21 protein-coding genes are annotated in these 22,945 nt (G+C 61.6%); 18 read left to right on the top strand and 3 right to left on the bottom strand.

The features are described from left to right. Positions 1 to 30 precede the first annotated feature (30 nt). The 9 genes from ACSQ3I_RS10450 to ACSQ3I_RS10490 all read left to right on the top strand — a co-directional run bounded on the left by ACSQ3I_RS10450 (position 31) and on the right by ACSQ3I_RS10490 (position 10,077). Complete coding sequence (locus ACSQ3I_RS10450) at positions 31 to 693, top strand: exopolysaccharide biosynthesis protein (protein WP_435998555.1); 663 nt, start codon at positions 31 to 33, stop codon at positions 691 to 693. A gap of 89 nt (positions 694 to 782) precedes the next feature. Then, on the top strand, positions 783 to 1,736 hold the full coding sequence (locus ACSQ3I_RS10455; RefSeq protein WP_435998557.1) for a sugar-binding transcriptional regulator: 954 nt from the start codon (positions 783 to 785) through the stop codon (positions 1,734 to 1,736). A gap of 147 nt (positions 1,737 to 1,883) precedes the next feature. After that, positions 1,884 to 3,197, top strand: coding sequence for an ABC transporter substrate-binding protein (locus tag ACSQ3I_RS10460; RefSeq protein WP_435998559.1), 1,314 nt, complete (start codon positions 1,884 to 1,886; stop codon positions 3,195 to 3,197). Between the two features lie 140 nt (positions 3,198 to 3,337). After that, on the top strand, positions 3,338 to 4,210 hold the full coding sequence (locus ACSQ3I_RS10465) for a carbohydrate ABC transporter permease (protein WP_435998561.1): 873 nt from the start codon (positions 3,338 to 3,340) through the stop codon (positions 4,208 to 4,210). Between the two features lie 3 nt (positions 4,211 to 4,213). Then, the gene (locus ACSQ3I_RS10470; RefSeq protein WP_435998563.1) at positions 4,214 to 5,044 is read left to right on the top strand and encodes a carbohydrate ABC transporter permease; all 831 of its coding nucleotides are present in this window, start codon (positions 4,214 to 4,216) and stop codon (positions 5,042 to 5,044) included. A gap of 11 nt (positions 5,045 to 5,055) precedes the next feature. Beyond that, positions 5,056 to 6,066, top strand: coding sequence for an ABC transporter ATP-binding protein (locus tag ACSQ3I_RS10475; RefSeq protein WP_435998565.1), 1,011 nt, complete (start codon positions 5,056 to 5,058; stop codon positions 6,064 to 6,066). A gap of 228 nt (positions 6,067 to 6,294) precedes the next feature. Beyond that, positions 6,295 to 7,776 (top strand): mannitol dehydrogenase family protein, encoded by a 1,482-nt coding sequence (locus ACSQ3I_RS10480; RefSeq protein ID WP_435998567.1) that lies wholly within the window; start codon positions 6,295 to 6,297, stop codon positions 7,774 to 7,776. Between the two features lie 21 nt (positions 7,777 to 7,797). Continuing rightward, positions 7,798 to 8,475 carry an HAD family hydrolase gene (locus tag ACSQ3I_RS10485; RefSeq protein ID WP_435998569.1) on the top strand — a complete coding sequence of 226 codons (678 nt, stop codon included), beginning with the start codon at positions 7,798 to 7,800 and terminating at the stop codon, positions 8,473 to 8,475. 18 nt (positions 8,476 to 8,493) lie between these two features. Further along, a complete protein-coding gene (locus ACSQ3I_RS10490; RefSeq protein ID WP_435998571.1) occupies positions 8,494 to 10,077 on the top strand; it encodes an FGGY-family carbohydrate kinase in 1,584 nt (527 codons plus the stop codon). 8 nt (positions 10,078 to 10,085) lie between these two features. Here the strand turns inward: ACSQ3I_RS10490 and ACSQ3I_RS10495 are convergent, their stop codons facing one another. Genes ACSQ3I_RS10495 through ACSQ3I_RS10505 form a run of 3 tightly spaced genes read right to left on the bottom strand, consistent with a single transcriptional unit; the run spans position 10,086 to position 13,785 of the window. Further along, positions 10,086 to 11,561, bottom strand: coding sequence for an aldehyde dehydrogenase family protein (locus ACSQ3I_RS10495; RefSeq protein WP_435998573.1), 1,476 nt, complete (start codon positions 11,559 to 11,561; stop codon positions 10,086 to 10,088). A 13-nt stretch (positions 11,562 to 11,574) separates the two neighbouring features. Continuing rightward, positions 11,575 to 12,837: a glycosyltransferase gene (locus ACSQ3I_RS10500; protein ID WP_435998575.1), complete on the bottom strand. Its 1,263-nt coding sequence runs from the start codon at positions 12,835 to 12,837 to the stop codon at positions 11,575 to 11,577. An 18-nt stretch (positions 12,838 to 12,855) separates the two neighbouring features. Beyond that, positions 12,856 to 13,785 carry a GntR family transcriptional regulator gene (locus tag ACSQ3I_RS10505; RefSeq protein ID WP_435998577.1) on the bottom strand — a complete coding sequence of 310 codons (930 nt, stop codon included), beginning with the start codon at positions 13,783 to 13,785 and terminating at the stop codon, positions 12,856 to 12,858. Between the two features lie 210 nt (positions 13,786 to 13,995). Between ACSQ3I_RS10505 and ACSQ3I_RS10510 the strand changes: the two genes are divergently transcribed. The 9 genes from ACSQ3I_RS10510 to ACSQ3I_RS10550 all read left to right on the top strand — a co-directional run bounded on the left by ACSQ3I_RS10510 (position 13,996) and on the right by ACSQ3I_RS10550 (position 22,941). Continuing rightward, positions 13,996 to 15,078: a polyamine ABC transporter substrate-binding protein gene (locus ACSQ3I_RS10510; protein WP_435998579.1), complete on the top strand. Its 1,083-nt coding sequence runs from the start codon at positions 13,996 to 13,998 to the stop codon at positions 15,076 to 15,078. Between the two features lie 125 nt (positions 15,079 to 15,203). Beyond that, positions 15,204 to 16,073 (top strand): ABC transporter permease, encoded by an 870-nt coding sequence (locus ACSQ3I_RS10515; protein ID WP_435998582.1) that lies wholly within the window; start codon positions 15,204 to 15,206, stop codon positions 16,071 to 16,073. Next, positions 16,063 to 16,854 (top strand): ABC transporter permease, encoded by a 792-nt coding sequence (locus ACSQ3I_RS10520; RefSeq protein WP_435998584.1) that lies wholly within the window; start codon positions 16,063 to 16,065, stop codon positions 16,852 to 16,854. The genes ACSQ3I_RS10515 and ACSQ3I_RS10520 overlap by 11 nt, the downstream gene beginning before the upstream one ends. Next, positions 16,851 to 17,903: an ABC transporter ATP-binding protein gene (locus tag ACSQ3I_RS10525; protein WP_435998586.1), complete on the top strand. Its 1,053-nt coding sequence runs from the start codon at positions 16,851 to 16,853 to the stop codon at positions 17,901 to 17,903. Before ACSQ3I_RS10520 ends, ACSQ3I_RS10525 begins: the two co-directional genes overlap by 4 nt. Positions 17,904 to 17,926: 23 nt before the next feature. Next, complete coding sequence (locus ACSQ3I_RS10530) at positions 17,927 to 19,225, top strand: glycosyltransferase (RefSeq protein ID WP_435998588.1); 1,299 nt, start codon at positions 17,927 to 17,929, stop codon at positions 19,223 to 19,225. Continuing rightward, positions 19,218 to 19,580, top strand: a complete 363-nt coding sequence (locus tag ACSQ3I_RS10535) for a cupin domain-containing protein (protein ID WP_435998590.1) — start codon at positions 19,218 to 19,220, stop codon at positions 19,578 to 19,580. The genes ACSQ3I_RS10530 and ACSQ3I_RS10535 overlap by 8 nt, the downstream gene beginning before the upstream one ends. Positions 19,581 to 19,615: 35 nt before the next feature. Next, entirely contained in the window at positions 19,616 to 19,963 is a 348-nt protein-coding gene (locus tag ACSQ3I_RS10540) for a cupin domain-containing protein (protein ID WP_435998592.1), read from the top strand. 248 nt (positions 19,964 to 20,211) lie between these two features. Continuing rightward, positions 20,212 to 21,720 carry an aldehyde dehydrogenase family protein gene (locus tag ACSQ3I_RS10545; RefSeq protein WP_435998594.1) on the top strand — a complete coding sequence of 503 codons (1,509 nt, stop codon included), beginning with the start codon at positions 20,212 to 20,214 and terminating at the stop codon, positions 21,718 to 21,720. Positions 21,721 to 21,744: 24 nt separating this feature from the next. Beyond that, positions 21,745 to 22,941 carry a saccharopine dehydrogenase family protein gene (locus ACSQ3I_RS10550; protein ID WP_435998596.1) on the top strand — a complete coding sequence of 399 codons (1,197 nt, stop codon included), beginning with the start codon at positions 21,745 to 21,747 and terminating at the stop codon, positions 22,939 to 22,941. Positions 22,942 to 22,945 lie beyond the last annotated feature (4 nt).

Here is a 22,945-nt window from a genome sequence, read left to right on the forward strand (position 1 = left end):
ATAAGATAGTGAAGATGGAAGCGCCGTTTCATGGACAATGACGACGCCACCGCCGCTGGCGATACGGCAGAAAAAACCCAGGGCCGCAGGACAGGGCGCCATCTTTCGCAGATCCTTGAGGCGATTGCTGCGGATGAGAGCCGCCTGCGCATTTCGGTCGGCGATCTGTTTCACGCCCTGGGCGACCGCGCTTTCGGCGCGCTGATGCTGATCTTCGCCTTGCCGAACGTCGTGCCGACACCGCCCGGAACCTCGGCCTTGCTGGGCACGCCGCTGGTGTTCCTGGCGGCGCAGCTGATGCTCGGCTATTCACCGTGGCTGCCGCAATTCATCGCCAAACGCTCGATGACGCGCGAGGATTTCGCCGCGATCGTGCGGCGGATCGCACCCTGGCTGGCCAGGGCCGAGCGGATGCTGAGGCCGCGGCTGACCGTGCTCGTCTATCCGCCGGCGGAATATCTGGTCGGGTTTGCCTGTTTCTGCCTCGCCGTCATCCTGGCACTGCCCATTCCGCTTGGGAACATCCTGCCGGCGCTTGCCATATGCATGTTTTCCTTCGGTATTCTGGAAAGGGACGGGCTCTGTACGGTCATCGGCTGGCTGCTTTCCGTCGTGTCGGTCGTGGTTGTTGCCGGTGTCCTCTACGCCCTGTTCAAGCTTGCGGTGTTGCTGGTGGTGACGGCTTTTGCCTGAGCGCGGCCGGGCGATTTCGCGCCTGCTCATTTGACAGACCGGCATGAAGATGGCAGCAAACGGCAAGGGGACAATCTCGGACCGGGATCATGGCAAAACGATCGGATAGTGGCGGACGGCTTGACGAAGCGGCGCGGGCCGGCTGGCTGTATTACGTCGCCGGCCGTACCCAGGACGAGATTGCGGCGACCATGGGCATTTCCCGCCAGTCGGCGCAGCGCCTGGTGTCGCTTGCCGTCGCCGAGCGGCTGATCAAGGTCCGGCTCGACCATCCGATCGCCGCCTGCCTGGAGCTTGCCCGCGACCTTTCGGAAAAATTCGACCTGAAATATGTTGATATCGTCCCCAGCGATCCGGCATCGACCTCGACCACGGTCGGTATTGCCGAAGCGGGTGCTGCGGAAATCGAACGCTGGCTGAAGAAGCCGGAACCGATCGTCATGGCTGTCGGTACCGGCCGGACGTTGAAGGCCGCCGTCGACCAGCTGCCGGTGATCGACTGTCCGCAGCACCGCGTCGTCTCGTTGACCGGCAATATCGGGCCGGACGGTGCGGCCGCCTATTACAACGTCGTCTTCAGCATGGCCGATGCCATCAAGGCGCGGCATTTTCCAATGCCGCTTCCGGTGCTGGTTTCGTCCGCCGCCGAGCGGGAGCTGCTGCATGAGCAGGCGCTGGTGCGCTCGACGCTGGCACTGGGCGCACAGGCGGACGTCACCTTCGTCGGTGTCGGCGAAATGGGCCAGGAGGCGCCGCTCTGCGTCGACGGTTTCCTGGCGAAGGATGAGATGGCGAGCCTCGTTTCCGCCGGCGCCACCGGGGAAATCTGCGGCTGGATCTTCGACCGCAACGGCCAGCTGCTCGACAACCCCGTCAACGAGCGGGTGGCGAGCGTTCCCGTGCCCTCGCGGGAGACATCGGTGGTCATCGGCATCGCCAAGGGCAAGCGCAAGTTCCAGGCCATCTGCTCCGCCCTGAAGGGGCGCATGCTGAACGGAATCATCACCGACGAGATGACGGCTGAGTATTTGCTCAAATCGTGAGCATAAATTATTCCATTTGAAATCATCGACTTACCTGTTCTTTGCGGCGCTGCAGCAACGAATCCGCATTGACTTTTTTTGCGCAAAGATGAGTAATTGCCCATGAGCAAAGCGAATGCTCACTCTTTTTTCTTCTGGGAGGAAGATATGACATTGAAGACAATTCTGCTCGGCGCCTGCTCGGCGCTGGCATTTGCCGGCCTGGCTTCCGCTGAAACGCTGACCATCGCGACCGTGAACAACGGCGACATGATCCGCATGCAGAAGCTGACGGACGATTTCACCGCCAAGAACCCCGGCATCGAGCTGGAATGGGTAACGCTGGAAGAAAACGTTCTGCGCCAGAAGGTGACGACCGACATCGCCACCAAGGGCGGCCAGTTCGACATCATGACCATCGGCACCTATGAAGTTCCGATCTGGGCGAAGCAGGGCTGGCTCTTGCCGCTCGACAATCTTGGCGCCGACTATGACGTCGACGACCTGCTGCCGGCTATCCGTTCGGGCCTGACCGGCGAGGACGGCAAGCTCTATGCCGCACCGTTCTACGGCGAAAGCTCAATGGTGATGTACCGCAAGGATCTCATGGAAAAGGCCGGGCTGACCATGCCCGACGCGCCCACGTGGGAATTCATTGCCGATGCGGCACGCAAGATGACCGACAAGAGCAACGAGGTCTACGGCATCTGCCTGCGCGGCAAGGCCGGCTGGGGCGAGAACATGGCTTTCCTGACGGCTACCGCGAACGCCTTCGGCGCCCGCTGGTTCGACGAGAAGTGGACGCCGCAGTTCGACCAGCCGGAATGGAAGAACGCGCTTGAATTCTACGTCAAGCTGCTGAACGACGCCGGCCCTCCGGGCGCATCCTCGAACGGCTTCAACGAAAACCTCGCTCTGTTCCAGACCGGCAAGTGCGGCATGTGGATCGACGCGACGGTGGCTGCGTCCTTCGTCACCAACCCGAAGGAATCCAAGGTTGCCGACCAGGTGGGCTTTGCGCTCGCCCCGGATACCGGCCTCGGCAAGCGTGGCAACTGGCTCTGGGCCTGGAACCTCGCCATCCCGGCCGGCACGCAGAAGCAGGAAGCGGCCGAAAAGTTCGTCTCCTGGGCAACCAGCAAGGCTTACCTCGACCTCGTCGCTTCCAAGGAAGGCTGGGCCAACGTTCCTCCGGGCACGCGCACCTCGCTCTACAACAACCCGGAATACCAGAAGGCGGCGCCGTTTGCGAAGATGACGCTCGACTCCATCAACGCGGCTGACCCGAAGAACCCGGCCGTCAAGCCGGTGCCTTATGTCGGCGTGCAGTTCGTGGCCATTCCGGAATTCCAGGGTCTCGGTACGGCGGTCGGCCAGCAGTTCTCGGCAGCCCTTGCCGGCCAGGTGACGGTTGACCAGGCGCTGCAGAGCGCTCAGCAGCTGACCACCCGCGAAATGACCAAGGCCGGCTACATCAAGTAATAGCTCCCAAGGACTGGAACGGGGCGTTCTTCACGCGCACCGTTCCAGAGTGGGCCGCCGAGTGCCTGAGCGGCTTCGGCGGCCTTTTTTTCACGCGCGAGCGCGTGTTGCCCTCCAAGAATTTCAGATCGGGACTAGCTATGGCGACGTTACACACCCGTTCAGCCGCGCGCCTGATGATGGCGCCTTCCGTGCTGCTTCTGCTGGCCTGGATGATCATTCCGCTGGCCATGACGATTTATTTCTCCTTCCTGCGCTACAATCTGTTGATGCCGGGCATGGAGGAATATGCCGGTTTTTCCAACTACACCTATTTCCTCACCGATCCGGCCTTCTTCACGGCCATCGCCAACACGCTGTTGATCGTGCTCGGCGTGCTGCTGATCACCGTCGTCGGCGGCATCCTGTTCGCGCTCCTGCTCGACCAGCCGATGTTCGGCCAGGGCATTGTGCGCATCCTCGTCATCGCGCCGTTCTTTGTCATGCCGACGGTCTCGGCGCTGGTGTGGAAGAACATGTTCATGAACCCGGTCAACGGGTTGTTCGCCTGGATCGCCAAGTCCTTCGGCTTCCAGCCGATCGACTGGTTCGCCTCCGTGCCGCTGTTCTCGATCATCATCATCGTCGCCTGGCAGTGGCTGCCCTTCGCGACGCTGATCATGCTCACCGCACTGCAATCGCTCGACGAGGAGCAGAAGGAAGCCGCCGAAATGGACGGCGCCGGCCCCCTGTCGAAATTCTTCTACATCATCCTGCCGCATATGGCCCGCGCCATCACCGTGGTGATCCTGATCCAGACGATCTTCCTGCTCTCGGTTTTCGCCGAAATCCTCGTGACCACCAATGGCGGTCCCGGCATCCAGAGCACGAACCTCACCTACCTGGTCTATGCGCAGGCGCTTTTGCAGTTCGATATCGGCGGGGCATCGGCGGGTGGCATCGTCGCGGTGGTGCTGGCCAATATCGTCGCCTTCTTCCTCGTCCGCCTCATCGGCAAGAATCTGGAGGCCTGAGCCATGGCACGCAAGGTTACCACACGCCGCAAACTGGTCATGACCGCCATCGCCTGGGTGCTCGGCATGATGATCTTCTTCCCGATCCTCTGGACCTTCCTGACCAGCTTCAAGACGGAGGCCGATGCGATCGCCTCGCCGCCGCAGTTCCTGTTCTTCCACTGGACATTGGAAAACTATCACGAGGTGCAGTCGCGCTCGGATTATTTCAAGCACTTCTCCAACTCGGTGATCATTTCCTTCGGCTCGACGCTAATCGGCCTGATCATCGCCATCCCATCCGCCTGGGCGATGGCATTCGCGCCGACGAAGAAGACCAAGGACATCCTGATGTGGATGCTCTCCACCAAGATGATGCCGCCGGTCGGCGCGTTGATCCCGATCTACCTGCTGTTCCAGAGCACCGGCCTGCTCGACAGCCGCATCGGCCTCGTCATGGTGCTCACCCTCATCAACCTGCCGATCATCGTCTGGATGCTCTACACCTACTTCAAGGAAATCCCCGGCGAGATCCTCGAAGCGGCGCGCATGGACGGGGCGTCGCTGATGAAGGAAATCGCCTATGTGCTGACACCGATGGCGGTGCCGGGTATTGCCTCGACGCTGCTGCTCAACATCATCCTGGCTTGGAACGAGGCCTTCTGGACCCTCAACCTGACGGCCTCGAAGGCGGCGCCGCTCACCACCTTCATCGCCTCCTATTCCAGCCCGGAAGGTCTGTTCTACGCCAAGCTTTCGGCGGCATCGACCATGGCGATCGCACCGATCCTCATCCTCGGCTGGTTCAGCCAGAAGCAACTCGTTCGCGGCCTCACCTTTGGCGCGGTTAAATAAGGAAGACAGACATGGGCAGCATTTCCCTTCAAAAAGTCTCCAAGGTCTTCGGCGAAGCCAAGGTCATCCCGTCGATCGACCTCGACATCAACAACGGCGAGTTCGTCGTCTTCGTCGGCCCTTCCGGCTGTGGCAAGTCGACGTTGCTGCGGCTGATCGCAGGCCTTGAGGATGTCTCAGGCGGCAAGATCGTCATCGACGGCAAGGATGCCACCGAAACCGCGCCTTCGGAGCGGCGCCTGTCGATGGTGTTCCAGTCCTATGCGCTTTATCCGCATATGAGCGTGCGCGGCAACATCGCCTTCCCGCTGAAGATGGCCGGCATGCCGAAGGAGGAAATCGACAAGAAGGTCAGCGACGCAGCCCGCGTCCTGAACCTCACCGATTACCTCGAACGCAAGCCGCGGCAGCTCTCCGGCGGCCAGCGCCAGCGTGTGGCCATCGGCCGGGCGATCGTCCGCCAGCCCTCCGCCTTCCTGTTCGACGAACCGCTGTCGAACCTCGACGCGGCGCTGCGCGTCAACATGCGCCTGGAGATCAGCGAGTTGCACCAGCAGCTGAAGACAACGATGATCTACGTCACCCACGACCAGGTGGAAGCCATGACCATGGCCGACAAGATCGTCGTGCTCAACCGTGGCAATATCGAGCAGGTCGGCTCGCCGCTGGAGCTCTATCGCAGTCCGCGCAACCTCTTCGTCGCCGGGTTCATCGGTTCGCCGAAGATGAACCTGATCTCCGGTGCTTATGCGAAATCGCTCAATGCCGCCACCATCGGCATCCGCCCTGAACATGTCAGCCTGTCGACGGAAAGCGGCGACTGGCGCGGAACGGTGACCGTCGCCGAACATCTGGGCTCCGATACCTTCCTGCACGTCAATGCCGACAATATCGGCCCGGTGACCGTGCGTGCCGGCGGTGAATTTAATGTCACGCACGGCGATACGGTGTTCATCACGCCTGACAAGAGCCGTATCCACCGCTTCGACGACAAGGGGCTGGCGATACCAGCGACGGCCTGAATGGCGTACCGCTTTTGCCCCTCACCCTAACCCTCTCCCCGCGTGCGGGGAGAGGGGACGTGCCACACCCGACGTCGAGCATGGCGGAGAGCGTGCGGCATACCCCTTCTCCCCGTTGTGACGGGGAGAAGGTGCCGGCAGGCGGATGAGGGGCTTGTCAACAAGCTGAAGGCAACCTCTCGCCGCCTTCTCAACTACGACCAGACGACTCCTGATGAGGACCGTGACATGACCTGTAAACTTTCGCTCGCAACCCTCAAAGAGGCTTCCGCCACTGCCGCCGTGCCGGCTTATGACCGGGCCTCACTCTCCGCCGGCATCGTGCATTTCGGCGTCGGCAACTTCCATCGCGCGCACCAGGCCGTGTATCTCGATGATCTCTTCAATGCTGGAGACGATCACGACTGGGCGATCGTCGGCGCGGGCGTTTTGCCCTCCGACGCGGTGATGCGCGACAAGCTTGCGGCGCAGGACTTTCTGACGACCGTCGTCGAACAGGACAACAACAAGACGGCAGCGCGCATCACCAGCCCCATGGTCGACATCCTGCCGACGGGCGACGCCAAGGCGATCATCGCCAGGCTTGCCGACCCGCAGATCCGTATCGTCTCGATGACCATCACCGAAGGCGGTTATTTCATCGATGCGTCCGGCAAGTTCAATCCCGGTCATCCGTCCATCGTTTCCGATGGCAACAACCCATCGGCGCCGAAAACCGTGTTCGGCCTCGTCGTTGCCGGTCTCAAGGCGCGCCGGGCGGCGGGGATAACGCCGTTCACGGTGATGTCCTGCGATAACATTCCCCACAACGGCAAGGTCACCGCGGCGGCGGTGATCGGCACGGCCCGGCTTTCCGATCCTGCCTTTGCGGACTGGATCGCCGGAAACGTCGCTTTCCCGAACGGCATGGTCGACCGCATCACCCCGGCGACCGGCCAGCGGGAGATCGATTTCCTGCGGAACGAATTCGGCATCGAGGACCAGTGGCCGGTCTTCTGCGAGGAGTTCAAGCAATGGGTGCTGGAGGACAATTTCCCGAGCGGCCGGCCGCGGCTGGAAAAGGTCGGCGTGCAGTTCGTGCCCGACGTGACGCCCTACGAACACATGAAGATCCGCATCCTCAACGGCGGCCATGCGGCGATCGCCTATCCGGCAGCTTTGATGGATATTCATTTCGTGCATGAAGCCATGGAGGAGCCGCTGATCCGCGCCTTCCTCGCCAAGCTGGAGCGCGACGAAATCATCCCGGTCATCCCGCCGGTGCCCGATACCGACCTCGACGCCTATTTCCAGCTGATCGAGCGCCGTTTCCTCAACCCGAAGATCGGCGACACCATTCCGCGTCTGGCGCAGGACGGATCGAATCGCCAGCCGAAATTCATCCTGCCGTCGACTGCCGATCGTTTGGCGCGCGGTGAGGACATCGTCGGCCTGTCGCTGGTTTCGGCGCTCTGGTGCCGCTACTTCGAAGGTACGTCCGACAGCGGCAAGCAGATCGTCTTCAACGATGCCAGTGCCGAGCGGCTGCATGCCGCTGCAGTGAAGGCAAAGGACAACCCCGACGAGTTCCTGGCGCTTGGCGACATCTTCGGCGACGTCGCCAAATCGGATCTTTTCCGCAAACGCTTTGCGCATGCGCTGAAAACGCTGTGGCAGCAAGGCACGCGCAAGACGCTTCAGCTTTACCTCGACGGACAACTGGCTTCATGAGCGGGAGGTTCGATCGGCGCCATGGCGGCATCAGGCAAAAAACTGGTCATCTTCGATTGCGACGGCGTGCTCGTCGATAGCGAGCCCGTGTCCATCAGCGTGCTGGTCGAGGCCATGCGCGAGATCGGCGCCGATATCGACGAGGCCGGCGCCTATGACCGGTTTCTTGGCCGCAGCCTGGCGGCGGTGACCGATTATCTCAAGGACGAGTGCGGGCTGGCCGTCGGCCAGGCCTTTCTCGACCGGATCCGCCACAATCTCTATGACCGCTTCCGGCACGAGTTGAAACCAATACCGGGTATTGCCGAAACGCTGGATACCTTGCCGATCCGGCGCTGCGTCGCCTCTTCCAGCCAGATGGAGCGTATCCGCCTGTCGCTCACCGTCACCGGCCTGATCGACCGGCTCGACCCCGATATCTTTTCGGCGCAGATGGTGGCGCGCGGCAAGCCGGCGCCGGATCTCTTCCTGCATGCCGCCCGGCATATGGAGACGGCGCCGGAGGATTGCATCGTTATCGAGGACAGCCCGGCCGGCGTGGAAGCGGCGCGGGCGGCGGGCATGACCGTCTTTGTTTTCGCAGGCGGGACGCATGCTTCCCAGCTTTCCTACCGCAACCAGATCGAGGCGTTGCAGCCCGAGATCGTGTTTGACGCGATGCCGGATTTGTTACACCTTGTCCAAAAATACCAGATGTAGGGACGGGAATTCATCCTGATGCGTGATCACGTGGTTGCGGTGGACGTGGGCACCGGCAGTGCGCGGGCCGGCGTTTTCGATGCCAGGGGCACGCTGCTTGCCAAGGCCGAACACCCGATCCTGATGAACCGGCCGCAGGAAAACCACGCCGAACATTCGTCCGAAGATATCTGGTCCGCCGTTTGTACAGCGGTTCGTGCCGCCATGCATGTTGCGGGCCTCACTGCGGGGCGTGTTGCCGCCCTCGGGTTCGACGCCACATGCTCGCTGGTGGTGCGTGATGGAGAAGGGCTTCCGGTTGCCGTGTCTACCGGCGGCGAGAGCCGATTCGACACCATCGTCTGGCTCGACCACCGGGCGGTGAAGGAGGCGGATTATTGCACCGCGACCGCGCACCGGGTGATGGAATATTCCGGCCAGTTCATGTCGCCGGAAATGCAGATGCCGAAGCTGATGTGGCTGAAGGCCAACCTGCCGGCAAGCTGGCAGGCTGCTTGCTATTTTTTCGATCTTTCCGATTTCCTCGTCTGGAAAACGACCGGCAGCCTGTTGCGGTCGCGCTGCACGCTGACATCGAAATGGAATTATCTCGCCCACGAGGCCTCCGGCTGGCAGGAAGATTTCCTCGGGCTGATCGGGCTCGAGGATCTTTGCGAACGGGGAAACCTACCGCCGGAAACATTGCCGGTTGGCCAGAGTGCCGGCCATCTCACGGCCGAGGCGGCCGACGCGCTGGGGCTCGATACGGATTGCTGCGTCTCTGCCGGCATGGTGGATGCGTATGCCGGCGCGCTCGGCGTGCTCGGCGCTTTTGCGGGCGACCCTGACGTGCTGGATCGTCAGCTCGGGCTGATCGCCGGCACGTCGAGCTGCCTTGTCAGCCTGTCGGCGACGCGCAAGCCGACCCGTGGTCTTTGGGGGCCTTATTTCGAGGCGGTGTTGCCGGAGCGGTGGCTGGTCGAAGGCGGTCAATCGGCGGCCGGTGCGCTACTCGATCATATCGTCCGCATGCATGCCGCGGGCGGCGAACCGAACACGGCTTTGCATCAACGCATCATTGCGCGCGTGCAGGAACTGCGGCAGTCGGAAGGCGCGGAATTCGCTGGCCGCATCCATATCCTGCCGGATTTTCACGGCAACCGTTCGCCGTCTGCCGATCCGCACGCCGTCGGTGTCATCAGCGGTTTGACGCTCGATGCATCCTTCGACGGGCTTTGCCGCCTCTATTGGCGTGCCTGCGTTTCGATCGTGCTCGGCATCCGCCATATCCTCGAAACGATGAAGGATTACGGATACGAGCCCGAAACGCTGCATGTGACCGGCGGGCAGGCGAGGAACCCGCTGATGACGGAGCTTTATCCCGATGTCACCGGCTGCCGTGTCGTCGTGCCCGACATGAACGAGGCGGTGCTGCTTGGCACGGCCATGGGTGCGGCCGCCGCCAGCGGCCTGCATGCCGATCTCGTTGCTGCGGGGCAGGGCATGATGTCTGCCGGCACCGAACGCCTGCCGGATCCGCAGCGGCAGGCGTTGTATGATCGCGATTATCGCCGCTTCCTCGCCATGCTACGGCACCGCGCCGAGCTGGAAGCGATGGAGTAGCGCCGCCCTCAGGGCTTGATGTACCAGCCCCACGGCTCTTCGCTGTTGAAGCGGGTGATCTGCTTGGTTTCCAGATAGTTGGACAGGCCCCAATGGCCGAGCTCACGGCCGATGCCCGACTGCTTGTAGCCGCCCCAGGGCGCTTCGACGAAGGTCGGCTGCGAGCAGTTGATCCAGACGATGCCGGCCCGGAAGGCACGGGCGACGCGTTCGCAGCGCGCCTCGTCCTTCGACATGACGGCGGCGGCGAGGCCGAAGCGGCTGTCATTGGCGAGCCGGATGGCCTCCGCCTCGTCGCTGAACGGCTTGACGCAGACGACCGGGCCGAAGATCTCCTCCTTCCAGACGAAATTGTCTTCCGTCATGTCGGTCAACACCGTCGGCTCCAGGTAATAGCCGGTGTTGAGATCGGCCGGCCGCGCGCCACCCGTGGCAACCCTGGCACCTTCGGCTTTACCCTTGTCGATGGCGGCGAGGATCTTTTCATACTGGCCTTTCGAAACGATCGGGCCGAGCAGCGTGCCGTCGTCCAGGCCATTGCCGATCCTGATCTTCTTCGCCTCTTCTGTCAGCCGCGTCAGCACTGCATCGTAAATCGGCGCCTCGATCAGCACGCGCGAGGTGGCGGAGCAGACCTGGCCCTGGTTCCAGAAAATGCCGAACATGATCCATTCGACGGCCTTTTCGATGTCGCTGTCGGCAAAGACGACGAAGGGCGACTTGCCGCCGAGTTCGAGACTGACCTTCTTGATGTCCTCGGCGCCCGCCATCATCACCTTGCGGCCGGTCGGCACCGAGCCGGTGAAGGCGAGTTTGTCGACCAGTGGATGCTGCGTCAGCGGTTGGCCGGCTTCCGGGCCTGTGCCGGTGACGATATTGAGCACACCCTTGGGCAAGCCGACCTCTTCGGCGATGACGCCGAGTTCAAGCGAGGTGAGCGGGGTCAGCTCCGACGGTTTCAGCACCATTGTGCAGCCGGCGGCCAGCGCCGGCGCCACCTTCCACGCCACCATCAGCAGCGGATAGTTCCACGGCGTGATGGCGCCGACGACGCCGAGCGGTTCGCGCACCGCCTTGGCCGAAAAGCGCGGTTCGCCAAGCGTGATTGCCTCTTCTGCGCCGTCAAGCTCTTCGGCCAGGCCGGCATAATAGGCAAAGCAACCGGCGACGTCGTCCATGTCCCAGGCGGCTTCCGGCAGCGGCTTGCCGTTGTCCTTCACCTCCAGGCGGGCAAGGAAATCCTTCTTTTCAATGACCTTGTCGGCGATGGCGCGCAGATAGACGGCGCGCTCCTTGCCGGAAAGTTTTGGCCAGGGGCCGGTGTCGAAGGCGGCGCGTGCAGCCTTGACGGCAGCATCGATATCGTCTGCCGTGCCGGCCGGTGCCTTGTGAAACACTTCCTCCGTGGCGGGATTGATGACGTCGAAACTGCCGCCCTTGGCGGGAGCCGTCCATGCGCCATTGATGTAAAGCTTGTCCTGCATCGTCTTCCCCGATTTATGTCAGAATGGCCAGAATTTCGCTGGCGGCGCGTTTTGCGCCTGCTGCCGCCTTCATGCGTGCCGCGTTTTCCCGCAGACGGGTTTTCATGGCATCATCATCCAGAAGCGTCTGAATGGACGCTTTCAATTCGTCTTCGTTCCAGCGATAGCGGTTCAGGCTCTTTCCGACGCCGGTTTCTTCGGCGCGGCGGGCGTTGTCGTGGCCGTCCCAGCAATAGGGCATGACGATTGACGGGACGCCGAAATACAGCGCTTCGCAAAAACTGTTGTTGCCGCCATGGTGGATGAAAAGGCTGGAGCTTTCGACCACGGAAGGCTGCGGAAACCAATCGTCCAGATAGACATTGTCCGGCACAAGGCTGTAATCGTCACGCCATGGTCCGACATTGACGAGGAACCGATAAGGCAGGTCGGAGAAGGTGGCGATCATCCGCTTGATCATCGCCACGTCCATGGCACCCAGGCTGCCGAAGCTGACATAGATCACCGGCTTGTCCTGCCGGGCCGCAAAGGCCGGCATCGCATACGGCGCCTCGTGGCGCACACAGCCGTCGAGATAGACGAAGCGTTGCGGATCGAGCGGTTCGACACGGTCGAAACGGACAATTTCCGGCGACAGCAGCAGGTTGAGATAGGGCGATGCTTCCAAAAATTCGTTAGCCGGCAGGGGCTTGTGGCCGCTTTCGGCAAGGAAGCCGTTCATGCGCTTGTGCGCCGGCGCCGTTGCCTTCGTGTAGCGCTCGGAAAAGCGCTGCCAGTCCGGTCCCGGCGTTGCGGAACAACCGGAAAGGTAAGGCGGAACTTTCCTATCCGGCAGTTCCGTCTCGGCGCAGGAGATGATCCTGACCCATGGCACGCCGGCATTGGCGATCGCCGGAAACATCACGACGTTGTCGAGCACGATGGCGGCGGGTTTCAACTGCCCCAGCAAGTGCCGCAGCGGCTCCTCGACCTCGATGGCGGTATCGACGATGGCTTCCCAGGTCGGGCCGACGTAACTTTCGACCTGCTCCAGCGGGCTCTGGCGAAAGGCGTCCTGATGGCGGTTGATGAAATCCGTCCAATCGGTCGATTTCGCCTTGGCCCCGGTCGCCAGATGATATTCGGCAAAGCCGTATTCGCTGAAGATGCCCTGGAAGCCGGGGTGACAGATGAAGACGGGGCGGGCGCCCAGCCGCCGCAGTTCCTGGGCGATGCCGACGCAATTTAGCGCTGCGCCATAACTTGCTTCCGGAAACAGGGCGATGGTCTTGGACATCAATGAACCGACAAAATCCTAGCCCGCCACCTTGAAGAGCGACGGGACACCACGGCCTGCAAGCCGTGGACGCTGCGAATGGGAAAGCTGGATATGCACGCGCATCAGGTCGCCCGCAAGGTCCATCTGCCCGCGTTCGATCTGCTCGAGGATCTGGATATGCTCGATGTTCGACTGCGCCAGCCGGAAGACGTTGACATGCACGGCCAGCTGGCTGTTGCGCCGGCGGCGGTGATGGTTGAGCAGCGTTTCCGACATGAAGGGGTTGCCGCAGCTTTTCGCCACCAGCATGTGGAAATCGAAATCGGTGCGCTCGAAAAGTTTCTGGTCGAACGCCGCCTCGCCCATGCCGCGCAGGATTTCCATGGATTGCCGGAGCGAGGCAAGGGCGGCGAGATCCTTGCGAAAACCCGGCATGGTCAGCGCCAGCGGTTCGCAGGCCAACCGGAATTCAAGGCTCTTGGCCAGCGCGTCGCTGCTGATCGCAAATTGCTTCATCAGCCATTGCTGACCCGGCGCGCGTTCGACGAGATTTTCCTCGGAAAGTTTTATCAGCGCATTTTGTACCGTGCTGCGCGGTGCATTGTACCGCCGCTGCAAAGCGGCGATGGTCTGCGATTCCGGCAGGCGGCCGGCGGAAAGATCACGCAGGATGGCATTGTAGAGTTCCGCCTCCTCGTTGGAGGCTGCCTCGTCTTCCAGTCCCGGAAACGAGGCGGGGTCGATGGCCAGGACATAACCGCCATCGCTGTCTGCAGTGACGATGGAGCGTTCACCAAGCACTTGAAGTGCCTTGCGGATCGGGGTTCGGGATACATTGCAGCGAGAGGCCAGTGCCTGTTCCGGCAGGCGGTCTCCGCGTGCCATGCCGCGCTCGATGGCGATGTCCAGGATCTTCTGGGCCAGTTCGATATGGCGATGTCGTACCTTCTTGGTCTCTGCTTCCATGATGTGCCTGCCTGCTCTCGAACATGCATGCTGCCTTGTGCCGCAAAGCTCCGCAAGCGGCTCGCAGAAAAATTCTTCTGCCTGCAGAATCGGTATTGACGTATTTTTTTTATAAATAATACTGTCGCCAAAATTCGCGACCACAGACCGGAGGAACCGGCGCCGCGAATGGGAACAGTCGTCTGGTCAATCAGCAGCGGGAGTTACTCGGTGACATCAGCAATCGTATCTACGCATGCCGGCGCGTGGCGCAGGGCAGCCAAATGGGCATCCGTCGCCATGGGCGCCGTCGTGCTGCAGGCCGGCACGGCATTTTCCGCCGATCTGGTGATTTCGAATTGGGCCGGCTACATGGCGCCCGATATCGCCGCAAGCTTCAAGGCCGCCACCGGCCTCGAGATCGAGGTGGTGAACCACGCCACCAACGAAGAAATCATGGGCAAGCTGATGGCGAGCCAGGGCAAGGGTTTCGACGTCGTCTTCGTCTCCTCGCCGTTTGCCGAAATCCTCAATCATCAGGGTCTCGTAGAGCCGCTGGACAAGGCGGCCATTCCGAACCTTTCCAACCTCTACCCGGAAGCGGCGGCACTCGCCTACGATCCGGGCAATGCCTATTCTGTGCCCTATACTTGGGGCACGACCGGCCTTTGCTATCGTTCCGACGTGGTGAAAACGACGCCTGACAGCTGGATGAACCTGCTCGCTCCGTCCGACGACCTCAAGGGCAAGGTGACGATGCTGGCCACCGACCGCTGGCTGATGGCCGCCGGCCTGCTCGCCAAGGGGTATTCGGTCAACGAAGCGGATCCAGCCAAGATCGACGAAGCGAAGAATCTTTTGATCGAGGCGAAGAAAACGCTGCTCGCTTATGACGATACCACCTTCTATTCCAAGCTGGTTTCCGGCGAGGCGTCGCTGGTGCATGCCTGGGATGGCTGGTGCAACTACGGCATCACCGAAAACAAGGACATCAAGTTCGTTGTGCCGAAGGAAGGTTCCGACCTCTGGATCGACACCATCGTCGTCCTGAAGAGCTCGGAAAAGAAAGATGCGGCGATGAAGTTCATCAACTTCATCCTCGATGCCAAGAACCATGCCTGGGCAGCGCAGAACATTCTCTACAAGGTGCCGAACAAGGCGGCGATGGAAAGCCTCGATCCGGCGCTGTCGCAGCAATATCCGAATATGGCGATGAGTGCAGCGGAACTGACGAAGTACGAATTGCTGCGTGACCTTGGTGCAGCACAGCGCGACTATTCCCGCGCCGTCAGCGAGATCAAGGCCGCCAACTGAGCCGATGACGTTCGGGTGAGGGCGCAGGCCATGGCGCTCTCACTCCTTTCTCCTTTTGTTTTTCCCTGAATTTTCTTTTCTTTTCGGTCCGGCTGAGGTTGTGACCGTCATGCGGAGACGTGTCTTTGACCCATCGGGCTTCCCATCCCAATCTGCTGGTTTTGCCGGCGGTGGCATGGCTTGTGGTATTCATGCTGATACCCTGCCTGATGGTGCTGTTTTATGCCTTCCTCACCCGCGGCATCTATGGCGGCGTCGATTACATCTTCACCTTCGAAAATCTGGGCCGTGTCTTCGATCCGCTTTATGCCAAGATTTTTCTGACATCGGCGCGTATTGCCGGCATGGCGACGCTGTTTGCCATTCTGATCGCCTACCCCTCCGCTTATGCCATCTGCCTGGCGCCGAAGAAGTGGCAGCCGGTGCTTCTGTTCTTCGCGGTGCTGCCGTTCTGGAGCAACTATCTCATCCGCACCTATGCCTGGATCGTGCTGCTCAATCGCGAGGGTCTGGTCAACAATCTCTTGAAATCACTGGGGTACACCGGCGAGCCGCTGAGCCTGCTCTATAGCGAAGGCGCCGTCATCACCGGCCTTGTCTACAATTACCTGCCCTTTGTTATCCTGGCGATCTATTCCAGCCTGTCGCGGCTCAATCCGGAGCTTCTGGAGGCTTCGCGCGATCTCGGCGCCAATGCGCTCACCACCTTCTGGCGGGTGACGCTGAGGCTCACCATGCCCGGCATCGCCGCCGGCGGCGTCTTCATCTTCGTGCTGTCGATCGGCAATTTCGTCACGCCGGCGCTGCTTGGCGGTGGCCGGTTCCAGATGATCGGCAATGTCGTCTACGACCAGTTCCTGACGGCGAACGACTGGCCGTTCGGCGCGGCGCTTGGCATGGCGCTGATCGTCATCATGATCGTGCTTCTGCTGCTGCAGGCGCGCCTCACCGCCCATTTTGCCGGCGAGCGGCGGGAGGCAAGCGATGGAGCGTGACGTGAAGACCCGCTGGCCCGGAAGGCTGATCCTGCTTTTGCTGTTCGGCTTCCTCTACCTGCCGATTGCCGTGCTGGTCCTGCTTTCTTTCAACGACAGCGGCCTGCCGACATCGTGGTCGGGTTTCTCGACGCGCTGGTACCGATCGCTGATGGGGAACCAGGATATCCTGCATGCCGCCTGGAATACGCTGGTCGTCGCACTCTTCGCGACATTGATCTCCACGGTGCTCGGCACGCTCCTGGCGCTTGGCATGGAAACGCGCGCCCGCCGTTCGAACGGGCTGGAGGCGCTGGTGTTCTCGCCGATGGTGATCCCGGACATCGTGCTTGCCGTGGCGCTGCTCACCTTCCTGTCACGGCTCAACGTCACCATGGGCCTGCATACGATCATCCTCGCCCATGTGATCTTCGATCTCGCCTTCGTCTGCTCGGTCGTCCGGGCGCGGCTGAAAACCTTCGATTTCTCCATCGTCGAGGCGTCGCGCGATCTCGGGGCCTCACCGTTCCAAACCTTCTGGCGCATCACCTTCCCGGTGCTGCTGCCGGCCATCGTCGCCGGCGCGTTGCTCGCCTTCACGCTGTCGGTGGACGAATTCATCATCGCCTTCTTCACCGCCGGTGCCGGTCGGTCCTCCATCACCCTGCCGATGCAGATCTATTCGATGATCCGTTTCGGCATCACGCCGGAGATCAATGCGCTTGCCACCATCGTCATGGCGGTCAGTGCCGGAGCTTTGGTGCTGTCGCAATGGCTCAACAGAGAAAACAGATCGCAATGACCCCGTCTCCTCGTCCCATCCTGTCGATCGACGGTGCCGTCAAGCGTTTCGGCAAGACCGTTGCCGTCGACGGCATTTCGCTCGATATCCGCGAGAACGAGTTTTTCGCGCTGCTCGGTCCCTCCGGCTGCGGCAAGACCACGCTTTTGCGGATGATCGCCGGTTTCGAGACGCCGAGCGCCGGCCGCATCCTGCTCGATGGCGCTGACATCTCGCCGCTGCCGCCGGAAAAGCGGCCGCTGAACCTGATGTTCCAGTCCTATGCGCTCTTTCCGCATATGAGTGTGCGCCAGAACCTTGGATACGGGCTTGAAATGGAGGGATTGCCGAAAGCCGAGATCGCCCGGCGTGTCGATGCCATGCTGGCGACAACAGACCTTTCGGCACTCGCCGACCGCAAGCCCGACCAGCTCTCCGGCGGCCAGAAGCAGCGCGTGGCGCTGGCGCGTGCTCTTATCAAGCGGCCGAAGGTGCTTTTGCTCGACGAGCCGCTCGGCGCACTCGACAAAAAGCTGCGGGAAAAGATGCAGCTCGAATTGAAGCGGCTGCAGAACGAGGTCGGCACCACTTTCATCATCGTCACCCACGATCAGGAAGAGGCGCTGGTCATGGCCGACCGGCTGGCGATCCTCAAGGATGGCAAGGTGCTGCAATGCGGCGGACCGGAGGAGATCTACGAACGGCCGGCCAACCGTTTCGTCGCCAACTTCATCGGCGTGATGAATTTCATCGAGGGTAGTATCGAAGGCGGTCTATTCCACGCCGGCGGTCAATCGATCGAAGCGGATACGTCCGGCCTCGCCAACGGCCGGCCGACGACGCTGGCGTTAAGGCCGGAAAATATCACCATCCATTCGTCTGATGACGGCTTCGCAGGAGAGGTGGTGGACATCGCCTATCACGGTCTGGACCGGCAGCTTTATGTGAAGACGGGTCTCTGTGAGACACCACTGCAAGTGCGCGTGCCGGCAAGCAACGGCGCTTTCGCTGTCGGCGCGCCGGTATCGCTCGGTTTTGCACCAGCCCACTGCCGGCTGTTTCAGGAATAATCGAAGAATACGATAAGAGGGGAATGCCCATGAGCAAGACAATCGCGTTTTTCCCGGAAGCCGCCTTCGGGCCGGCGCTGAATTCGGTCGGCATCGCCCAGGCCGTCGAAGCGCTCGGCCACAAGGCCGTCTTCCTCTCCGATCCGGGTTTTGTCTCGGTCTATGAGGGTTATGGTTTCGAGGCGCATCCCGTAAACCTCTCCGAACCGATGCCGCCGGAGCAGATGGCGAAATTCTGGGAGGATTTCATCAACGGCCACATCCCGAATTTCCGCAAGTCGCCTTATGACCAGATCGACAACTACGTCAAGGATTGCTGGACGGCGATCGTCGACAGCGCAAAGTGGGCGCAGAAGGACCTGCCGGGCGTTTTGGCCAAGATCAAGCCGGACCTGATCTGCGTCGACAACGTCATCCTCTTCCCGGCGATCAAGCAATACGGCACGCCGTGGGTGCGCATTATCTCCTGCTCGGAAAACGAGATCGAGGACCCGAAGATCCCGCCGCATCTTTCCGGCTGCAGCGAAAGCGATTATGCCGGCCATGCGGCCTATCGCGACAAATTCAACGCGGTGATCAAGCCGATCCACGACGATTTCAACGAGTTCCTGGCGGGCACCGGTGAAGCCGCTTATCCGATCGGCCAGTTCTTTGAAGCATCGCCCTTCATGAACCTGCTGCTTTATCCCGAGCCGGTGAAGTTCACCCGCGAACATGCGCTTTCGCCGTCGCAGTTCCAGTATCTCGAAGGCTGCGTGCGCAAGGAAAAGCCCTACGAGGTGCCGACCTTCGCCGAAAACAACGACAAGCCGCTGCTCTATGTCTCCTTCGGTTCGCTGGGCGCCGGCGATACAGAGCTTCTGAAGCGAATCATCGCCACCGTGGCCAAGCTGCCCTACCGGGCGCTGGTCAATGTCGGCGACTACAAGGCTGAGTATACCGACCTGCCGGGCAACGTCATCATCGACAGCTGGTTCCCGCAGCCTTCGGTCATCCCGCAGGTCGATGCGGTCATCCATCACGGCGGCAACAACTCCTTCACCGAATGCCTCTATTTCGGCAAGCCGGCAATCATCATGCCCTATGTCTGGGACGGCCACGACAATGCCACCCGCGTCGACGAGACCGGCCACGGTTTCAAGATGCCGCGTTACGACTGGACCGACGCCGATCTCGCCGCCAAGCTCGATGCCTGCATCAACGATCCGAAGATGAAGGCAAAGCTCGCCGCCACCAGCGCCCATATGCAGGCCGAGAACGGCCCGCAGAAGGCGGCCGGCATTCTCGATCAACTCGTCAGGACGGGGAAATTCGATGGTTGAGACACTGAAATCATCCGCACCGCATATCCGCAACGCAACCGTGTTTGACGACCTCGTCGATTGGGGTGCGCAGCCGGATATGGTCGAGGGGCAATCGCATTCGACCGGACGCCTCTTGTTCAAGGGGCCGAACAACCAGCCGGAAACCGGCATCTGGGTCTGCACGCCAGGCCGCTGGCGGTTGTCGATCCCGCGTGACGAATTCTGCCATTTCGTTGCCGGTCGCGCCACCTATACGTCTGATAACGGCGAGGTGATCGAGGTCGAGCCGGGCACCGCCGTCACCTTCCTCGCCGGCTGGACCGGCGAATGCGTGGTCCACGAGACCATGCGCAACATTTACATGCTGGCCTGATCGGCTGGTAACAACGATAACGAAAGGAAACATCGATGACTGCGACACCTTTGATGCGCAAGCCGCTGGAACAGACGGAGCTGAAGGACTGGGGCATCATCCCGACGATGATCGAGGGCGAGTCGCATACGTCAGGCAAGCTGATCCACAAGGGGCCGAACGGCGAATCCGAATGCGGCCTGTGGGTCTGCACGCCGGGCAAGTGGAATTGCCATGTGACCCGCGACGAGTTCTGCCACTTTCTCGAAGGCCGCTGCACCTATGTGCACGAAAGCGGCGAGGTGATCGAGATCACCCCGGATACGGCGGCGTTCTTCCCGCAGGACTGGCAGGGTGTGTGCACGGTGCATGAGACGGTGAAGAAGGTCTATATGATCCGCTGACGCCTCCCCTTCTCCCCTAGGGGAGAAGGTGGCCCGAAGGGTCGGATGAGGGGGTGAGATACGGCAGGACTTTCCCCTGCGGCACCCCCTCATCCCGCTGCCGCGACCTTCTCCCCGAGGGGAGAAGGGGGCAAGTGGCACCCTCTCATTCCTTACCTGAAAACTCTCTCGTCTCTCAGGAGAGGTTAGGGTGAGGGGCAGCCGCCACCGCACTCTGCCAACACAAGATTCCCATACCGGAGCAAACCATGTTCGATCCCGCCACACCTTCCTACTACATCCACCCCGCTCACCACGCGGCCGGCGGAGCCAGCAAGGCGGTCATCGACCCGGCGACGATGCAGATCGTCGGCCATATTGCCGACACGACGCCGCAGGAGATCGAACAGGCGCTTTCCGCTGCCACGAGCGCGCAAAAACAATGGAAAAAGCTCGATGCCAAGACGCGGGCGACGATCCTGCATCGCATCGCCAATCGTATCGAGACGACGGACATGCGCCGCTGCGCCGAACTGATGTCGCGGGAGATGGGCAAGCCTTATCCGGAGGCGATCGGCGAAGTGGCCAATTGCGCCGGCGCGTTCCGCTATTTCGCCGAGATGGCGCGGGACGACGGCGGCAAGGTGGCTGGCACAACGCAGACCGGCTCCTTCCAGCATGCGCGCTACGAACCGCTCGGCATCAGCGTGCACATCATGCCGTTCAATTTCCCGATTCTGCTGATGTGCTGGACGGTCGCCGCCTCGCTGGCTTCCGGCAACGGCTGCATCATCAAGCCGGCGCCGGCGACGACGCTGTCGACCCTGGAATTCATGCATATCTTCGAGGCGCTGCCGGACGGGCTGATTGCCTGCCTGCCAGGCGGTGCCGAGGTCGGCGAAGCGCTGATCGCCTCACCGCAGACGCATGCGATCGCCTTTACCGGTTCGGTCGCCGCCGGCAAGGCTGTTGCCGTGGCCGCAGCTTCACGCATGAAACCCGCCGTCATCGAGGCCGGTGGCTCCGATCCGATGATTATTTCAGCCCATGCGCCGATCGATGTCGCCGCAGCCGGCTGCGTCACCGCCGCCTTTCATATGTCGGGTCAGGTCTGCACCTCCGCCGAGCGGTTTTTCGTCGTCGACAGCGTGCATGACGCCTTCATCGCCGCCTTCCTGCGCGAGACGAAAAGGCTGCGCATCGGCAACGGCCTGACGAAAGCCGAGATCGGCCCGCTCGTCAGCGAAGCGGCGCGTATTAAGGTGACCCGCCTGGTGGAGGACGCCAAGGCCAAGGGCGCCACCGTCGTCACGGGCGGCAAGATCCCAGAAAGCCAGCCGGTCGGCTGGTTCTACGAGCCGACCATCCTCACCGGCTGCACGCCCGACATGGCGATCATGCGCGAGGAATGTTTCGGCCCGGTCGCGGCCGTCATGCGTGTCGCCGATTTCGATGCCGCCATCGAAGCGGCAAACGACAGCGAGTTCGGTCTCGGTGCCTCCGTCTTCACCACCTCGCTGGAAGAGGCGATGGAGGCGGCGGACCGGCTGGAAGCCGGCATGGTCTGGGTGAACAACCCGTTGATCGACAACGACGCGCTTCCCTTCGGCGGCTGGAAGAATTCCGGCATCGGCCGCGAACTCTCGCGCCTCGGCCTCGATACCTTCCGGCGCTCGAAGATGGTGATCATCGACCACAAGCCGGTCGTACAGGGCTGGTGGTATCCCTATCCCGACGACTGGTTCTACGACGACGCCACCGGCCGCCGGCATGTTTGATTTTTTGAAAAGACAGGACCTATCATGACCACAATCACTCTTCTCGGCGGCGCCGGATTCATGGGCGCGGGCATTGTCCGCGACCTCGTGTCCGACCGCGCCATCATCGACATCACGACGATCCGCCTCTGCGACGCCTCGCGCCCGCGCATGGAAAGCCTGGCGGCGGAGCTTGCCGATCCGCGCATCGTTCTCGTCGACCTCGATGTCACCGATCCGGCGCAGCTGAACGCCGCCATCGCCGACGCCGATATCTGCATCAACTGCGTGCCGACGCTGCTCGGTTTCCAGATGGCGATCTTCGAGGCGGCTTTTGCAGCGAAGGTGCCCTATATGGATCTCGGCGGCCTCGGCACCTTCACCGTCAAGCAGATCGCCGAGCATGAACGCTTCAAGGCCGCCGGCGTCACGGCGGTCCTCGGCGCCGGTTCCGATCCCGGCATGTCGAACGTCATCTGCCGCGCCGTTGCCGACGAACTCGACGAGATCGATCGCATCAACCTTTATTGGGCGGCGGAGCTGATCGGCGATGAGAACCCCATCCTGGTGCCGCCCTACAGCGTCTCGACGGTGCTGGCGGAATATGCCCATCCGAGCACGCAGTTCCTCGACGGCGCCCATGTTACCTGCGCACCGATGACCGGCGTCGAGATCGTCGACCTGCCGGAACCGTGGGGACGCTGCGAATTCATGTATTCGCCGCATTCCGAGCAGCTGACTGTGCCGCTGGCCGAAGGTATCAGCGAAAAGGGTATCAAGGAGTTTACCTGGAAGCTGCATCTGCCGCACCGCGAGCACGAAGCCTGGGTTGGTCTCGTCAAGGCCGGTTTCGGCGAGTTCGACGATCCGGTCGAGGTGAACGGCGTGAAAGTGAAGCCACTCGACGTGCTGAGCAAGGTGATCCAGCGCAATATCGAGCGCCATGGCGACCGGATTCCGGAGCAGCAGAGCCACGAAATCCATTTCGCCATCGGCCACGGCCGCAAGAACGGCAAGCAGGTCATTGCCCGTTGTGACGTGGTGGTGACGCCGGACGCGATGTATGCGCCTTATGTCGATGCCTGCACCTCGATGAATGCCTCCATCGCCGCGCAGCTGATCCTGAAATATCCGAAGAAGCCCGGCGTCTACGCTCCGGAGAGCTATTTCGACGCCGAGACCTATTTCCCCGAACTGGATAAACGTAAGTTCAAAGTAACGAAAACGGTTGTCGAGGCCTGAGGGT

Source organism: Rhizobium sp. LjRoot30 (genome assembly GCF_964253915.1).
Classification (GTDB): Bacteria; Pseudomonadota; Alphaproteobacteria; order Rhizobiales; family Rhizobiaceae; genus Metarhizobium.

Excerpts from the sequence above, each read along its gene's own strand:
- ACSQ3I_RS10450 (WP_435998555.1), top strand. The coding sequence starts at position 31 with ATGGACAATGACGACGCCACCGCCGCTGGCGATACGGCAGAAAAAACC.
- ACSQ3I_RS10455 (WP_435998557.1), top strand. The coding sequence starts at position 783 with ATGGCAAAACGATCGGATAGTGGCGGACGGCTTGACGAAGCGGCGCGG.
- ACSQ3I_RS10460 (WP_435998559.1), top strand. The coding sequence starts at position 1,884 with ATGACATTGAAGACAATTCTGCTCGGCGCCTGCTCGGCGCTGGCATTT.
- ACSQ3I_RS10465 (WP_435998561.1), top strand. The coding sequence starts at position 3,338 with ATGGCGACGTTACACACCCGTTCAGCCGCGCGCCTGATGATGGCGCCT.
- ACSQ3I_RS10470 (WP_435998563.1), top strand. The coding sequence starts at position 4,214 with ATGGCACGCAAGGTTACCACACGCCGCAAACTGGTCATGACCGCCATC.
- ACSQ3I_RS10475 (WP_435998565.1), top strand. The coding sequence starts at position 5,056 with ATGGGCAGCATTTCCCTTCAAAAAGTCTCCAAGGTCTTCGGCGAAGCC.
- ACSQ3I_RS10480 (WP_435998567.1), top strand. The coding sequence starts at position 6,295 with ATGACCTGTAAACTTTCGCTCGCAACCCTCAAAGAGGCTTCCGCCACT.
- ACSQ3I_RS10485 (WP_435998569.1), top strand. The coding sequence starts at position 7,798 with ATGGCGGCATCAGGCAAAAAACTGGTCATCTTCGATTGCGACGGCGTG.
- ACSQ3I_RS10490 (WP_435998571.1), top strand. The coding sequence starts at position 8,494 with ATGCGTGATCACGTGGTTGCGGTGGACGTGGGCACCGGCAGTGCGCGG.
- ACSQ3I_RS10495 (WP_435998573.1), bottom strand. The coding sequence starts at position 11,561 with ATGCAGGACAAGCTTTACATCAATGGCGCATGGACGGCTCCCGCCAAG.
- ACSQ3I_RS10500 (WP_435998575.1), bottom strand. The coding sequence starts at position 12,837 with ATGTCCAAGACCATCGCCCTGTTTCCGGAAGCAAGTTATGGCGCAGCG.
- ACSQ3I_RS10505 (WP_435998577.1), bottom strand. The coding sequence starts at position 13,785 with ATGGAAGCAGAGACCAAGAAGGTACGACATCGCCATATCGAACTGGCC.
- ACSQ3I_RS10520 (WP_435998584.1), top strand. The coding sequence starts at position 16,063 with ATGGAGCGTGACGTGAAGACCCGCTGGCCCGGAAGGCTGATCCTGCTT.
- ACSQ3I_RS10525 (WP_435998586.1), top strand. The coding sequence starts at position 16,851 with ATGACCCCGTCTCCTCGTCCCATCCTGTCGATCGACGGTGCCGTCAAG.
- ACSQ3I_RS10530 (WP_435998588.1), top strand. The coding sequence starts at position 17,927 with ATGCCCATGAGCAAGACAATCGCGTTTTTCCCGGAAGCCGCCTTCGGG.
- ACSQ3I_RS10535 (WP_435998590.1), top strand. The coding sequence starts at position 19,218 with ATGGTTGAGACACTGAAATCATCCGCACCGCATATCCGCAACGCAACC.
- ACSQ3I_RS10540 (WP_435998592.1), top strand. The coding sequence starts at position 19,616 with ATGACTGCGACACCTTTGATGCGCAAGCCGCTGGAACAGACGGAGCTG.
- ACSQ3I_RS10545 (WP_435998594.1), top strand. The coding sequence starts at position 20,212 with ATGTTCGATCCCGCCACACCTTCCTACTACATCCACCCCGCTCACCAC.
- ACSQ3I_RS10550 (WP_435998596.1), top strand. The coding sequence starts at position 21,745 with ATGACCACAATCACTCTTCTCGGCGGCGCCGGATTCATGGGCGCGGGC.